General features: G+C 68.1%; 15 protein-coding genes and 1 riboswitch. Of the genes, 5 read left to right on the forward strand and 10 right to left on the reverse strand.

Annotated elements, in window-relative coordinates:
• Nucleotides 1–7 precede the first annotated feature (7 nt).
• From hemC to hemE, 6 genes are all read right to left on the reverse strand, one after another.
• Complete coding sequence (hemC, locus tag ACFO0G_RS01745) at nt 8–1,006, reverse strand: hydroxymethylbilane synthase (protein WP_286397975.1); 999 nt, start codon at nt 1,004–1,006, stop codon at nt 8–10.
• Nucleotides 1,003–2,244: a ferrochelatase gene (locus ACFO0G_RS01750; RefSeq protein WP_376976232.1), complete on the reverse strand. Its 1,242-nt coding sequence runs from the start codon at nt 2,242–2,244 to the stop codon at nt 1,003–1,005. Before ACFO0G_RS01750 ends, hemC begins: the two co-directional genes overlap by 4 nt.
• Nucleotides 2,241–2,942, reverse strand: coding sequence for a hydrogen peroxide-dependent heme synthase (gene hemQ, locus ACFO0G_RS01755; RefSeq protein ID WP_286397977.1), 702 nt, complete (start codon nt 2,940–2,942; stop codon nt 2,241–2,243). The genes ACFO0G_RS01750 and hemQ overlap by 4 nt, the downstream gene beginning before the upstream one ends.
• Before the next feature lie 113 nt (nt 2,943–3,055).
• The gene (locus ACFO0G_RS01760) at nt 3,056–4,081 is read right to left on the reverse strand and encodes a hypothetical protein (RefSeq protein WP_376976234.1); all 1,026 of its coding nucleotides are present in this window, start codon (nt 4,079–4,081) and stop codon (nt 3,056–3,058) included.
• Nucleotides 4,082–4,187: 106 nt separating this feature from the next.
• Nucleotides 4,188–5,669 (reverse strand): protoporphyrinogen oxidase, encoded by a 1,482-nt coding sequence (gene hemG / locus ACFO0G_RS01765; protein ID WP_376976236.1) that lies wholly within the window; start codon nt 5,667–5,669, stop codon nt 4,188–4,190.
• 4 nt (nt 5,670–5,673) lie between these two features.
• Nucleotides 5,674–6,768: a uroporphyrinogen decarboxylase gene (hemE, locus tag ACFO0G_RS01770; protein WP_376976238.1), complete on the reverse strand. Its 1,095-nt coding sequence runs from the start codon at nt 6,766–6,768 to the stop codon at nt 5,674–5,676.
• A 158-nt stretch (nt 6,769–6,926) separates the two neighbouring features.
• Between hemE and ACFO0G_RS01775 the strand changes: the two genes are divergently transcribed.
• Nucleotides 6,927–8,249, forward strand: coding sequence for a glutamyl-tRNA reductase (locus ACFO0G_RS01775; RefSeq protein ID WP_376976240.1), 1,323 nt, complete (start codon nt 6,927–6,929; stop codon nt 8,247–8,249).
• 67 nt (nt 8,250–8,316) lie between these two features.
• Here the strand turns inward: ACFO0G_RS01775 and moeB are convergent, their stop codons facing one another.
• Nucleotides 8,317–9,516 carry a molybdopterin-synthase adenylyltransferase MoeB gene (gene moeB / locus ACFO0G_RS01780; RefSeq protein WP_286397982.1) on the reverse strand — a complete coding sequence of 400 codons (1,200 nt, stop codon included), beginning with the start codon at nt 9,514–9,516 and terminating at the stop codon, nt 8,317–8,319.
• A gap of 85 nt (nt 9,517–9,601) precedes the next feature.
• Between moeB and ACFO0G_RS01785 the strand changes: the two genes are divergently transcribed.
• The 3 genes from ACFO0G_RS01785 (at nt 9,602) to ACFO0G_RS01795 (ending at nt 10,878) form a co-directional block, all read left to right on the forward strand.
• A complete protein-coding gene (locus ACFO0G_RS01785) occupies nt 9,602–10,267 on the forward strand; it encodes a TetR/AcrR family transcriptional regulator (protein ID WP_236798967.1) in 666 nt (221 codons plus the stop codon).
• Between the two features lie 61 nt (nt 10,268–10,328).
• Nucleotides 10,329–10,553 (forward strand): DUF3107 domain-containing protein, encoded by a 225-nt coding sequence (locus ACFO0G_RS01790; protein WP_142133232.1) that lies wholly within the window; start codon nt 10,329–10,331, stop codon nt 10,551–10,553.
• A 22-nt stretch (nt 10,554–10,575) separates the two neighbouring features.
• Nucleotides 10,576–10,878: a hypothetical protein gene (locus ACFO0G_RS01795; protein ID WP_286397983.1), complete on the forward strand. Its 303-nt coding sequence runs from the start codon at nt 10,576–10,578 to the stop codon at nt 10,876–10,878.
• 80 nt (nt 10,879–10,958) lie between these two features.
• Here the strand turns inward: ACFO0G_RS01795 and ACFO0G_RS01800 are convergent, their stop codons facing one another.
• The 3 genes from ACFO0G_RS01800 to thiO form a co-directional block, all read right to left on the reverse strand.
• A complete protein-coding gene (locus tag ACFO0G_RS01800) occupies nt 10,959–11,774 on the reverse strand; it encodes a thiazole synthase (protein WP_376976243.1) in 816 nt (271 codons plus the stop codon).
• A 4-nt stretch (nt 11,775–11,778) separates the two neighbouring features.
• The gene (gene thiS / locus ACFO0G_RS01805; RefSeq protein WP_376976245.1) at nt 11,779–12,015 is read right to left on the reverse strand and encodes a sulfur carrier protein ThiS; all 237 of its coding nucleotides are present in this window, start codon (nt 12,013–12,015) and stop codon (nt 11,779–11,781) included.
• Nucleotides 12,012–13,325, reverse strand: coding sequence for a glycine oxidase ThiO (gene thiO, locus ACFO0G_RS01810; RefSeq protein ID WP_376976247.1), 1,314 nt, complete (start codon nt 13,323–13,325; stop codon nt 12,012–12,014). Before thiO ends, thiS begins: the two co-directional genes overlap by 4 nt.
• Nucleotides 13,319–13,437: riboswitch (TPP riboswitch) on the reverse strand. It overlaps the preceding gene by 7 nt.
• Nucleotides 13,438–13,464: 27 nt before the next feature.
• Between thiO and thiE the strand changes: the two genes are divergently transcribed.
• Nucleotides 13,465–14,214, forward strand: coding sequence for a thiamine phosphate synthase (thiE, locus tag ACFO0G_RS01815; RefSeq protein ID WP_376976249.1), 750 nt, complete (start codon nt 13,465–13,467; stop codon nt 14,212–14,214).
• Nucleotides 14,215–14,228 lie beyond the last annotated feature (14 nt).

The following is a 14,228-nucleotide window of genomic DNA, read 5'->3' on the forward strand; positions in this document are numbered from 1 at the left end:
TGCCAGGTCAGGACGCCTGCAGGTCTGCGATGTCGGCTGCTCCGGCAGACAGGAGGGCTTCAGCCAGTTCGATTCCCAACAGGGTGGCACCGACCTCGGTCAGCCCGTCGCTAGCGCGCTTGTCCCGCACCGTGTCTGTTCCGTCGACGGCGCACACTACGGCCTCCAGGTGCAGCATGCTGCCCTTCCGGTAGGCGTAGGCGCCAACCGGAGCGGCACATCCTGCTTCGAGCCGGGCCAGCAGCGCGCGTTCGGCGGTGACGGCCAGGCGGGTGTCGGGGTCGTCCAGCGCGGCCAGGGCCTGGGCCAGGACTGCTTGGGACCCTTCGGCCGATCCGGGCTTCGGCGGCGCGTCGGCCGTACGGCACTCGATGGCGAGGGATCCCTGGCCGGCCGCGGGCAGCATGACGTCGGTTTCGAGGTACTCGGTGACGGCGTCCAGCCTGCCGATCCGCTGCAGGCCGGCCGCGGCGAGGACTACGGCATCGAGGTCGCAGGACTTGCCGGGCACCACCTGGTCCGTGGAGTTGCCGGGCAATCCGGGAACACGGCCCAGGCGGGTGTCCACGTTGCCGCGGATATCGACAATGTCCAGGTCGTGACGGGCGGCACGCAACTGGGCTGCACGCCGCGGCGACCCGGTCCCCACACGGGCACCGGCCGGCAGGTCTGCCAGCTTGAGTCCGTCGCGGGCGCACAGGACGTCGCGGACGTCCACGCGGCGCGGGGTGGCGGCAAGGCTCAAGCCCACTGCGGCCCCGGTGGGCAGGTCCTTTAGCGAATGAACCGCCACGTCACACTCATTGCGCAGCAGCGCGTCGCGCAGGGCAGCGACAAAGACGCCTGTCCCGCCCATCTGGGACAGCGACCCGGTGAGGACGTCGCCATCGGTGCGGACGTGCACCAGTTCCACCGGGAAACCTCCGACGGCGGCCAGCTGGTCTGCGGTCTGCTGGGTCTGGGTGAGCGCCAGCTTGCTGGCGCGGGTTCCAATGCGGACCGTCACAGCTGGGCCGTTTCCCCGGCAGCGGCCGACGGGTACGGATCGTGGCCGGTGCCAACAGTGGTGTCGGCGCCTGCGATGGTGGGCTTTTCGCCGCGGAAGTTGGCGCAGCATCCCGGCCGGCAGACGTCGTACCAGGGGCCAAGATCCGTGACAGCGGGACGGTCGGCGATGTTGTTGGCCACCGTCCGTTCACGGATGAGGTCCACCAGGCCGTCGACGAACTTCCGGTGTGTCCCCGGCGTGGGGACACGGGTGGCGGCCAGGCCCAGGTTGGCGCAGGTTTCCATCGCCTCGGTGTCCAGGTCCCAGACAACTTCCATGTGGTCGCTGACGAAGCCGAGGGGAACGATGACAATGCCCTTGACGCCCTGGCCTGCCAGCTCCTCGATGGCGTCGTTGATGTCCGGTTCGAGCCACGGCACGTGCGGGGCACCGGAACGGGACTGGTACACCAGGGACCACGGTGCGGTCAGCCCGGATTCATCCTTGACGCGCTCGATGACGGCGCCGGCGTTGGCGAGGTGCTGGGCCACGTAGGCGGAGCCTTCCTCGAACACGCGCGGCTCCCCCTCGGAACGGCCTGCAGCTTCGGCGTCCCGGGTGGGAATGGAGTGGGTGGCGAACAGGACATGGATCGGTGCATCCGGCGTACCCGCTTCTGCGAGCTTGGCGCGGACGTCGGCCACGCCGGCGGCGGTTCCTTCCACGAACGGCTCCACGAAGCCGGGGTGGTCGAAGTACTGCCGGACCTTGTCTACCTCCAGCTTGCCGTCCAGGCCGGTCTCCGTCAGCGCCATGCCAATGTCCTCGCGGTACTGGCGGCAGCTGGAGTAACAGGAGTAGGCACTGGTGGTGAGCATCAGCACCCGGCGGTGGCCGGCGTCGTACGCTTCCTGCAGGGTCTCCGGGATGTAGGGCGCCCAGTTGCGGTTTCCCCACAGCACGGGGAGCTCGATGCCGCGGGCAGCCAGTTCGGCTTCCAGCGCCGCCTTGAGCTCGCGGTTCTGCTGGTTGATAGGGCTGACGCCGCCATTGGCGCGGTAGTGGTGCGAGACTTCCTCAAGCCGCTCGTCCGGGATGCCGCGGCCGCGGGTGACATTGCGGAGGAACGGAATGACATCCTCCTGCCCTTCAGGACCGCCAAAGGAGGCGAGCAGGACGGCGTCGTAATTCTTCGGCGCCATGCGTCCGGCCTCGGTCACGGGGTTGACGGCAGTGGCCTGCTGCTCGGGGCTCATGCCAGCACCTCGGCAACCTCGTCGGCAGAGATACGGCGTCCCGTGTAGAAGGGAATCTCTTCGCGCACGTGGTTGCGTGCCTCCGTGGCCCGCAGGTGGCGCATCAGGTCCACCAGGTCCACCAGTTCCGGTGCTTCCAGGCCGAGGATCCATTCCCAGTCGCCCAGCGCGAAGGAGGAGACAGTGTTGGAGATGACCTGCGGGAAGTCGCGGCCCAGCAGGCCGTGGTCGCGGAGCATCTTGCCGCGCTCGGCCTCGGGAAGGATGTACCACTCGTAAGAGCGGACGAACGGGTAGACGCAGAGCCATTCAGCCGGAGCGACTCCGCGGGAGTAGGCGGGGGTGTGGTTCTTGGCGAACTCGGCCTCGCGGTGGACACCCATGGCGGACCAGACAATCTCGGTGCCGGCAAACAGGGTGCTGCGTCGTATGTCGCGGATGGCCTGCTGCAGCGCTTCCGGCTTGGAGCCGTGGAGCCACACCATGACGTCGGCGTCGGCGCGCATGGCCGAGACGTCGTAGCTGCCCCGGTGCGTTACGCCGGCAGCGGCGAGCCGCTCCAGCAGCGCTTCGAAGTCTGCGGCGGCATCGGCGCTGCGGACCACGGACTCCGACCGCTTGAAGACCGTCCAAAGGGTAAAGAACTGCTCGGCTGATTCTTCGGTTTTAGTGACAGATTCGGCAGAAGTGTGGCTCATGGTTACAAGTTTGCCCCTTCCCTCCCTCCAAGACGAAACCGAAGAGTTCTACAACTCGTAGAAGTGACCAAAGTCACGTTTAGCACTGCAGCGAACCGTCTTGGGGAGGGGTCCTAGAGGCGGCGCATGCGCAGGAACACCAAGCCTGCCGCGGCTCCCACACCGACCAGGCCCGCCCCAAGCCAGATCATGGCGTCCGGCACGTCCGGCAGCGGTCCGGTGGATGAAACTGCCTGGCCTGGACCTGCAGGTGCACCCGCAGCCTGGGGCGCGCGGGTGGGCAGGGACTGCCGGGCATTGATCGACAGGGCGGTCGGCAGGGCGATCGGCAGGGCCGGCGCTGGCGTTGCCTCCGCTTCGCTGCTCCCTGCCCCGTTTGTTCCTTCGCGGATGGCCCCTTGCTGGCCCGCAGCATTGCCGTCGGCCCCAAGGATGCCTGGGCCCGCAGGTCCACGCGCTCCGGCACCCGACACGGAGGACGCTGCACCGGAAGCAAGGTCCCCGCCCGGAACTGCTCCTGTTCCCGGTGCGTCGGCCGGAGGAACAGCCACTGGGGCCTGTTCAGGAGCGCCTGCCGCATTCGAGGTGCCGGCAGCGGGGGCTCCGCCGGGTGCGGAGGGGGATCCCGGCCGGACGGTGGCCAGGGCGGATCCGGTGCCCGTTGGAGCCGCGGGGGCTGTGGTCTGCGGGCCGGGTGCCAGGGGCGTTCCGGAGGTGGTCGGCGACGGGGAGGGCGTGGTGCTTGCAGACGCGGAACCTGTGATCACCGGAAGCAAGGTACCCGGCAAGGAGATGGACGGAGACGGCGTCCGCGGGGCCCGGGTTGCAGGGGTGCCGGCAGGGGTGTCACCCTGCTGCCCGGGTGCACCGTTTTCATCGCCCCGCTTGGCTTCCTGCTGGCCGGGGGTGCCTTGGCCCGAAGCGATGGTAAGTCCGAACGCCGCAGCAGATGCTGCCGCGGAAGCCTGCACCGGCGGGTCCTGGGGAGGGGCAACTGCATCGTCAGCCAAGGCTGCCTGGACGCCGGTGGAAAGAACCAGTACCGCTCCGACGGCCGCTGCTGCGGTACCACGTCGGATTCCCCCATGGATACCGGTCCGGGACAGTGAAAGCTCGGACCTGTTTGAAACCATAGTCATCGACCCTAACCAGAACGGTTGGCCGATTGAAAACCGGAAAGACCGGCGGGGCGTGTCCTGGATGGGCTCCGAAAACCAGACCCGGCCGCTTGACCAGCAGCGATGCTCAGGTGGCGGTCAGTTGGCCGATTTGCTCACGTGTGTCGGCCACCACAGCGGCCAACCCGTTCCCGGCCACCCAGCCGCCCACTACGGCCAGGCCGCCGGCGGCGGCGCAGGCCCTGCGGATTTCCGTTGCCCGTTCGCGGTGGCCCACCGCCGCGAACGGCAAGGCGCCCCGCCACCGGACCACATCCCAGCCCTCCACGTCCTCCCCCGTGATGCGGACGCTGAGCAGTGCGGACGCGTCACGGACGGCGGACGCGAACAGCTCTTCATCGGCTTCCGGCCCGGCAGGCTGGGCGGAAGCGCCGTCCACCCTGCCGTAGGAGAGACGCACCACGTGCCTCCCGGGACCGGCGGCGGCAGCCAGCCAGTCCCATTTGCCAGTGGCATGCGTCAGGGCCTTGGCTTGGATTCCCGGCGTTTGCGGGGCCACCAGGATTCCGGTTCCCCGGGGCCTCGCGTCCAGGTCAGGTTTGTCCAGGACCAGTGTGACCAGCTTGACGTCCGGCCCGGAGGCCGGCTTCTTTCCTGCGATGGCAGGAACTGCATCTTCCAGGAGTTCGACGGCGGCAGGCCCGTCCACAGCCACGACCAGCAGGGCGGCGCTATGGGAAGCCGCGGCCGCTTCAACGCGCCAGCCGTCCTGGGTGCGGGCGACAGCCGTGACGGCAGTGCCCGGCAGCAGCGTAACGCCCAGGCGCTGGAGCTCCGCCACCAGGGCGTCCACCAGGATGCGCATGCCGCCTTCGAGCCCGGCGACGGCGGAGCCTGCCTTGGCCGGTTTACCGGTCTGGGCTTGCTGCGCCGGTTGTCCTTGTTGAGCCTGCTGGGCGGCCGCAGTGCCGGCGCGGCGGCGCTGCGCCAGCACCGCGGCAGCGAGGGAACCATGCTTCCGCAGGCCTGCACGCAGGCCCGGAGCCACCATGTCGACGTCGAGGAGGCCGGGGTCGGCTGAGTGGACGCCGCCCACCACCGGCGAGACGAGCCGCTCCAGCACCCGCGACCCCATCCGGGCCCGGACCAGGGCGGCCACGCTGGTAACACCCGCGCCGGCTCCTACGGAGGCAGGCAGCAGGCGGTCCAGGGAGGCGCGCAACGAGCCAAGTGTCCCCAGGGTGCGCCGCACCTCAGGATCCCAGGGGTTCGCCGGAATGCCCAGGACTCCGGTCCGGGGCAGTTCACGGGGCCCGTCCGGAAGCTGCACCCAGGCACCGCCGGGCCGCGGAGGAACGATCTTTCCACCCAGGCCGAGCTCGGCGCAGAGCCGGGCGACGGCGTCGGACCTTGTGGCGAACGACTCGGCGCCGCTGTCAAGGGTGAGTCCGGCCACCACGTGGCTGCCCACGCAGCCGCCCCACGCCGTCCCCGCTTCAAGGACGGTCACCTGGTGGCCGGCGGCGGCAAGTTCCCGGGCGGACAGGAGCCCGGAGATCCCGCCGCCCACCACCAATGCTGTGCCGGGCACCGCCGGAGAGCTGCCCACGGGTTTACTCCGATGAAATGGAGTGGATGAGTTTCACGACCCGGGTCAGGACGTCAGGGTCCGCTTCCGGCGGTACGCCGTGGCCAAGGTTCAGGACGTGGCCCGGCGCTGCCGATCCCGCGGCTATGACCTCGCGGACGTGGGCTTCGAGGATTTCCCAGGGGGCTGACAGCAGCGCGGGATCGATGTTTCCCTGCAGCGGCACCGTTCCGCCCAGGCGGCGGTTTGCTTCGTCGAGCGGCAGCCGGTAGTCAACGCCCACCACGTCCACGCCTACGTCGCGCATGGCAACGAGAAGTTCGGAGGTGCCGGTGCCAAAGTGGATCAGCGGGGCGCCGAGGTGGCGGACATGGTCCAGGGCACGGGCCGACGCCGGCGCAACATATCTGGTGTAGTCGGCCAGTCCCAGCGAGCCTGCCCAGGAGTCGAAGAGCTGGGCGGCCGAGGCACCCGCCTCGAGCTGGGCCTGAAGGAACATGCCGGAGGCGTCGGCAGCCCAGTTGGCCAACGCGGCCCAGGTCTCCGGGTCCGCATGCATCATGGTCCGGGGGCCAAGGTGGTCGCGGGACGGCTTTCCCTCCACCATGTAGGCGGCAAGGGTAAATGGTGCGCCGGCGAAGCCGATGAGGGGGGTCTTGCCCAGTTCGGCCACCGTCAGCCGAACGGCTTCGCGGATGGGCTCCAGGGCTTCCCAGGTGAGCTGCGGCAGGGCGGCAACGTCGGCCGCGGTGCGCACGGGCCTTTCCAGGACGGGCCCCACCCCGGGCACGATGTCCACTCCAACACCGGCCAGCTTCAGCGGGATCACGATGTCGGAGAAGAAGATGCCTGCGTCCACGTCATGTCGGCGGACGGGCTGGAGGGTGATCTCGGAGGCCAGCTCAGGACGGAGGCACGAGTCCAGCATCGCAATGCCCTCGCGCACCTTCAGGTATTCCGGCAGCGACCGGCCCGCCTGGCGCATGAACCACACGGGACGGCGGGACGGCGTGCCCCCGCGGTAAGCCGTGATCAGCGGGGAGTCGGCGGTGCGGCCGTCCATCAGTGGATGGTCTGCGGCGAGGGCGCCGGCAGCTGAGACGGCGGGGCTAGGAGTCATGCTTTTGATTGTGCCCAAAAAGAGCAGCAAAAGATAACGACAACCTGTCGCTGCCAGGGCCCGCTCCGGTAAGGTGGCGCGAATCACCGCGAAGTGTGGCGACTATCCTTTCCGGAGGTTGTTCTACCGGGCAACGAAAAAGCTATGATTGGTCTGCTGTGGTTCTTTTCTCATTGGTGGCTACACACGCCGACATCGATCTTGAAACCGTTGCTCAGTTGAGCAACGGTTCCTCCGGGATTGCCGCATCCGCGCTGACCGAATCCCCTGCCGTGGCCGGGGCGGTGGTCCTTGCCACCTGCAACCGTTACGAAATCTACGGTGAGGCTCCCAACCCACACGACGTCGAAGCGGCCCGGGCAGCCCTCGTATCACGCATCAGCGAGGCCAGCGGCCTGGCCGAACCCCTCGTCTCCCGTTCCTTCAGCACCCGGACGGGACCCGAGGTGACCCAGCACCTGTTCGCCGTCAGCGCTGGACTGGACTCCGCCGTCGTGGGTGAACGCGAAATCGCCGGGCAGGTGCGGCGGGCGCTGATCAACGCCCAGCACGATGGCACCGCCAGCGCCGGCCTTGTCCGGCTGTTCCAGGCGGCCTCCAAGACCGCCAAGGATGTGGGCGCCCAGACCGCCCTTGGTTCCCGTGGGCTTTCCATCGTCTCCGTGGCACTGGACCTGGCCACGGATCTTTCCGAAAACCCTGACTGGTCAACCAAGAAGGTTGTGCTTTTCGGGACGGGCGCCTACGCCGGCGCCACCATGGCACTGCTGCGCGAACGCGGCTGCACGGACATCTCCGTCTTCTCCTCATCCGGCCGGGCCGAAGGCTTCGTGGCCTCGCGGGGCGGTGTGGCCCTGGACGTTGAGTCCCTGCGGCCTGCGGTGGCCGCCGCCGACGTCATGATCGGCTGCAGCGGCTCGGATACCCGCGTCGAGGCTGATGAACTGGCCCAGGTCCGCGCCGGCTCCGCGCAGCCCCTGATCGCCATCGACCTGGCCCTCACGCACGACTTCGACCCCGCCGTTGGCGAGCTGGAGGGCGTTGAGCTGCTCACCCTCGAATCGGTCCGGCTCGCGGCACCGCAGGAACAGGCAGAATCACTCGCCCAGGCCAGCGGCATCGTGAAAGGTGCGGCCAAGGCCTTTGAGCAGGAACGCGAAGCCCGCTCCGTCGATTCGGCCATCGTTGCCCTCCGGCGCCACACCATGAATGTGCTGGACGCGGAAATGGAAAAGGTCCGCGCCCGGCACGGCTGCACGGCCGCCGCCGAGGAAGTGGAGTTCGCCCTCCGCCGCATGGTCAAGCAGTTGCTGCACGTGCCCACGGTCCGTGCCCGCGAACTCGCTGCCAACGGCCAGCAGGACGACTATGTGGCAGCGCTGGAAGCGTTGTACGGCATCACCGTCGAACAGCCCGCCGCCTCCCCCGCACCGGCTGAGGCCGAGTGCCCGGTGGACCACAAGGGCCGCGAAACCGCCTGAGCCCCTTGCTCTATCAGATATGGCTCCTAAACCATCGGTTTGGGAGCCATATCTGATAGAGCAACTGTTAGTAGACGGGCTTTTCGGGTTCCACGTCCCGCACCCAGGCCAGGATCCCGCCGTCGAGGTGGCTCACCCGCTGATAACCGGCCTGCCGCGCCGCCGCCAGCACGTTGGCGGACCGGGTCCCGGCCTTGCAGTGGAACACGATGTCCCGGTCCTGCGGAAGTTCGTCCCATGCCTCGCCGGCCAGGATACGTCCCTGCGGGATGAGCCTGGCACCATCGATCCGCACGATGTCGTACTCCCCTGCTTCCCGGACGTCCACCAGCTCGAAATCCTTGAGCCCGGCTTTCCGCGAGGCGAGCATGGTGGCGAGCTGGGTGGCGGTGACGGTGTGTTCGGTATCGGCCGGCGCTGCCGGCGTGATCCCGCAGAAGGCCTCGTAGTCCGTCAGTTCGGTGATGGGTTCCGCCGCAGGGTCCTTGGACACGCGGATCTCGCGCCAGCTGCCGCCTAGAGCGTCAAAGAGCGCCACACGGCCCAGCAGGGAACGTCCGACGCCGGTAATTAACTTCACCGCTTCGGTCACCATCAGCGACCCCACGGCGGCGCAAAGCATGCCGAACACGCCGCCCTCACCACAGGAGGGGACGGAACCTGCGGGCGGGGCCTCCGGGTAGAGGTCGCGGTAGGTGGGGCCGTGTTTCTCCCAGAACACGCTGACCTGGCCGTCGAAACGGAAGATGGAACCCCACACGTAGGGCTTGCCCAGGATGGCCGCGGCGTCATTGACCAGGTAGCGCGTGGCGAAGTTGTCGGCACCGTCCAGGATGAGGTCGTATCCGCTGAACAGCTCAAGAGCGTTGGACGAGTCCAGGCGCACGTTGTGCAGCCGGACGTCCACCAGCGGATTCAGTTCGGCGATGGCGTCGCGTGCCGACTCGATTTTGGGCCGTCCCACGTCGCCCACCCCGTGGATGACCTGTCGCTGCAGGTTGCTCAGGTCCACCACGTCGTCGTCGATGATTCCTATGGTGCCGACACCCGCCGCGGCCAGGTACAGCAGCGCCGGCGCGCCCAGGCCGCCGGCGCCGATCACCAGGACCTTGGCGTTCTTAAGCCGCCGCTGCCCCAGGGCTCCGATCTCGGGAATGATCAGGTGCCGGGAGTACCGTTCCACCTCGTCTGGGCTCAGGTCCGCAGCCGGTTCCACCAGCGGATCCAGGGAAAGGGTTGAAACATTTGCGGTGAAAGACGAAGCCATACTTCAATGTATGCCCCGGGATACCGCCGGGTCATATTACCCCGCAGTAAAGTGAAGGGTAACTGCAATGGAAAGAAGGACAACTGTGGTCCCTGAAGCACGGGCCGACCGCCCGCCCGCCGCCGAACCGCAAACTCCCTCCCGCCCCGCAGGCCAACGGTCCGCCCGGCTGCCCCGGGATGAGCGCCGCGCCCAACTCCTTGCTGCGGCCCAGGAAGTGTTCGTTGCCAACGGCTACCACGGTGCTGCCATGGACGAGATCGCTGAGACCGCCCATGTGAGCAAACCGGTGCTGTACCAGCACTTTCCTTCCAAACGCGACCTGTACCTCGCCCTGCTGGAAAGCCACCTGGCGTCCCTGACCGAACTGATGCTCGGTGCCCTGAACTCCACCACGGACAACGACGAACGCGTGCAAGCCGTTATGCGGGCGTACTTCCACTTCATTGCCAGCGACGACCAGGCCCACCGGCTGGTCTTCGAATCCGACCTGATCAACGACCCCGACGTCAGCTCCCGGCTGGAAACCTTCAACCGGACCTTCGCCGATGCCATTGCACGGGTCATCGCGGAGGACACCAAGCTCCCCCATCTCGAGGCGGAACTGCTGGGCCGCGGCCTGGCGGGGATGGCGCAGGTCAGTGCCCGGTACTGGCTGGAAACCGACGGCAACCTGGACCTCGATGTGGCGAGCGACCTCATCTACCGTTTAGCTTGGCGCGGAATCTCTCGCTTCCCCAAAGAGTCCTAGACTACAAATAAGACAACACCTCGTAGAGAAGTACGAGCACTTCACAGGCTGGGAGGCCCCCTTGGAAATTAAGATCGGCGTTCAGAACGTTGGCCGCGAAATCGTACTGGAATCGACCCAGGATGCCGAGACGGTGGCCAAGGTTGTCGGCGAGGCCATCAGCGAAGGCAATGAGCTGCGCCTCAAGGATGACAAGGGACGCCTGATCATCGTTCCGGGCAACGCCCTGGCGTACGTTGAAATCGGCGCTGAAGAGGTCCGCCGCGTGGGCTTCGGCCAGTTCTAACCCGCGCCGAAGAGGGAGACCCATGCTTTCGTTGACCATCGTGGTGCTGGCAACCGCCGCGGGCGGCTTCATCGTCTGGGCCAATGACAAGCGCCATGCCACCTACGGCGCGGCGCTGCCGGCTGGAATTGCGGTGGGTGTTGCTGCGCTGGCGTGGATCATCCTCATGACGGCCGGCTTCGGCTACCTGCCCGGCCTGACCTGGCTCCCCTGGGTCCTGCCCATGGTCCTGGGCATCGCGGCCGCAACCGGGGCCGTGGTCTACCTGGGCCGTTCGCGTACCCGCCACGACATGGAGCGGCTGACGGCCATCCTGCGCCGCTGATGCGTCTTTAAATGGCTGTGGCCACTACCCCCAGGGGTAGTGGCCACAGCCATTTAAGGATTGATCAGATTAAGCGGCGGTCAGAGGAACTCCGCCCGGCCCTCCATAGCCGACGACGCAAGGGCGTGCTCCCGGCGGGGAATCCGGCCCGCTGCCCTGGCCATCCTGCCCGCGATCACAGCGTGCTTGAATGCCTCGCCCATGAGGGCCGGGTTCTGCGCGCGCGTCACGGCCGTGGCCAGCAGTACGGCGTCACAGCCCAGCTCCATGGCAAGGGCGGCGTCGGACGCCGTACCGATACCGGCGTCCAGGACCACCGGAACCGATGCGCGCGAAACGATGAGCTCGATGTTGTGCGGGTTCAGGATCCCCAGGCCGGTCCCGATCGGGGCGCCCAGGGGCATCACGGCGGTGGCGCCGAGGTTTTCGAGCCGCAGGGCAAGCACGGGGTCGTCGTTGGTGTAGGCGAAGACCTTGAAGCCGCGGTTGACCAGTTGCTCCGTGGCCTCCACGAGCTCCACGGCGTCGGGCAGGAGGGTCTGTTCGTCGGCGATGACCTCCAGTTTCACCCAGTCGGTTTCCAGGGCTTCGCGGGCCAGTTCCGCCGTGAGGACCGCGTCCCTGGCGGTGAAGCAACCGGCGGTGTTGGGCAGCACCCGGATCCCGTGGTCCACCAGCAGCTGGAACAGCGAGCCGGTTTCGGCGGTTGAGTAACGACGCATGGCCACGGTGGTCAGGGCAGTGCCGGAGGCCAGGAGCGCTGCGCCCAGGCCGTCCAGGCTGGGCGCCCCGCCGGTGCCCATGATGAGGCGGGAGCCGAGGGCGACGCCGTCAATCACCAGGGCGTCGGCGGCACCTGTGTTCCCGGCGGGGTTGATGGTGCTGGTTTCGGTCATGGCGTCAGCCTCCCTGTACTGCTGTAACGAGTTCGATGTCGTCGCCCTCGGCGAGCACCGTGGCGAACCATTGGCTGCGCGGCACCACCTGGGCGTTATGGGCGACGGCGACGCCCAGTTTCCCACCGTCCGTCGCCTGCCCGTTGTCAGCCAGCGGGCGTCCGGTGACCTGGCTGACGAGCGTGGTGATGGAGGCGCCGTTCGCCACCGCGTGCGGGTTGCCGTTGAGGGTGATGTTCACGCTGTCTCCTTGATATCGGTGTCTTTTGCCGCCGGTGCCGGCCTGGAGAACCGGTCGGGGCTGAAGGGTGCCCAGCGGGGGTCGGCTTTTCCGTCCAGCAGTTCCGCGCAAATTGCTGCTGCCGCAGGTGTGAGGAGGACGCCGTGACGGAAGAACCCGGTGGCGATGATGAGCCCCGGGACGTGACCGGAATCCGCTCCGGATCCTTCGCTTCCTAAGGCCAGGTCCACCGGCACCCGCCCCAGCAGCGGTGCATTGTCCGGGGTTCCGGGGCGGGCACGGGCGGTGCACTCCAGCAATTCGAGTTCGGCGACGGCGGGCACCAGGGCCTGGGCATCGCGCAGTAGCTGGTAGACGCCGCCGGCGCTGACGGCATCGGACAGGGCGTCCTCGCGCTGGGTGGCTCCAATCACCACGGTCCCGTCCTGCCGCGGGACGATGTAGACCGGGACTCCGTGGACCAGGCCCCGCACCGTTGCTGTCACCAGGGGCTGGAGGTGCCGGGGAACCGCAAGGCGGAGGATGTCCCCGTGGACGGGCCGCAGCGGCAGTTCGAGGCCACGGGGCAGGTCCGCGAGCGCGCCTGACTGCAGGCCGTTGGCCACCACGGTTTCTGTTGCCAGGACGGCACCGCCACCGGCGAGCCGGACGCCGGCGACCGTTCCACCTTCCCACATCAGCCCGGCTGCCCGTTTCGGCACGGCGTACCCGTCCACCGCACCGGCCACGACCAGGCCAGGCAACTCTTGGGCGGCGCGGGCCAGGGCCTGCCGCAGGGCCGCCACCAACCGGCGGGGATCCACCTGGTGGTCCGCCAGGGTGTCGAGGGCACAGGCGATGGCAGGGCTGAGGAGGGGTTCGCGTTTGCGGGCCTCCCGCACGGTCAGGGGTTCCACGGCCAGGCCGCTCGCCTGCTGGACTGTGCGCAGGTCCATCAGCGCGCGGCGGTCGGCGGCGTCGGCACCCACGGCGAGTGTCGGCGTCGTGAGGTATCCGGAATCCGCCCCCGATGCATCGGTGACACCGGCAGCGAACGCCGGCCACCGTGACGATGCCTCCAGCATGAGTTCCAGGAGGTCCTCCTCCTGGTAGTGCAGTTCGCTCACCGGGGCCAGCATGCCGGCCGCGGCCCAGCTGGCGCCGGCGCCGGGCGCATCGTCGATGAGGACGACGGAGCGTCCGGAACGCTGCAATTCCCAGGCGATGCCATGTCCCACCACTCCCCCGCCAATGACGGCGACGTCGGCACGAAGGGTGGAGGGGATGGACGCGTCAACGGATGCGGGCTGAGCGGTGCCGGGGGTATGCATCTGGGTTCCTTCCCTACGCCGGCATTAACCGGATCAGGTCAAGCGGTCGGCTCTGACGCCCTCTCAGCCCGGCGCTTTGTGACAGCTGCCGCGGGCTCCCGCAGTACCTCCCCAGTTTAGAGGAACTAGGCTTGCAGGCATGAATGCGACCACCTCATCCTTTCCCGCAGGTTCCCATGCTCCGGCCGGCGGAGTTGCCAGTGCCGAGGTTGTCAATGCCCGCGACAGCGAGGCCCTCAAGGCGGCGCGCCTGTACCTCTGCACCGATGCGCGGCGGGACCGCGGCGACTTTGCGGAGTTCGTGGACGCGGCGTTTGCCGGCGGCGTGGACATCATCCAGCTGCGTGACAAGACCATCGAAGCCGCCGAGGAACTGGACCTCTTGGCGGTGCTGAAGGAAGTGGCGGTCCGTCACGGCAAGCTGTGGGCGGTCAATGACCGCGCCGACATCGCCGTGCTTTCCGGGGCCCCCGTGTTCCACATTGGCCAGAAGGACCTGCCGCTGGCGGCAGCACGCACTCTGGTCAACGGCAACGCCGCCATCGGACTTTCCAGCCACACCACCGAACAGGTGGATGCCGCCCTGGCCGCAACCGCCGGCCCCTCCGGGCTGGACTACTTCTGCGTGGGTCCGGTCTGGGCCACCCCCACCAAACCCGGTAGGGCCGCCGTCGGTCCCGAACTGGTGAAGTACGCAGCCGGGGCGTCCCGGCAGGCTGCCGATCCCGTGCCCTGGTTTGCCATTGGCGGCATCGACCACGGCAACGTCCACCAGGTGGCGGAGGCGGGTGCGCGCAGGATCGTGGTGGTCCGCACCATCACCGAAGCCCCTGATCCCGCCGCAGCTGCTGCCTCCCTCCTCGACGCGCTGGACGCCGCCGGCTCCTGAGCCTGCTTAATCGC

This window comes from Arthrobacter sedimenti (assembly GCF_042652025.1).
Classification (GTDB): domain Bacteria; phylum Actinomycetota; class Actinomycetes; order Actinomycetales; family Micrococcaceae; genus Arthrobacter; species Arthrobacter sedimenti.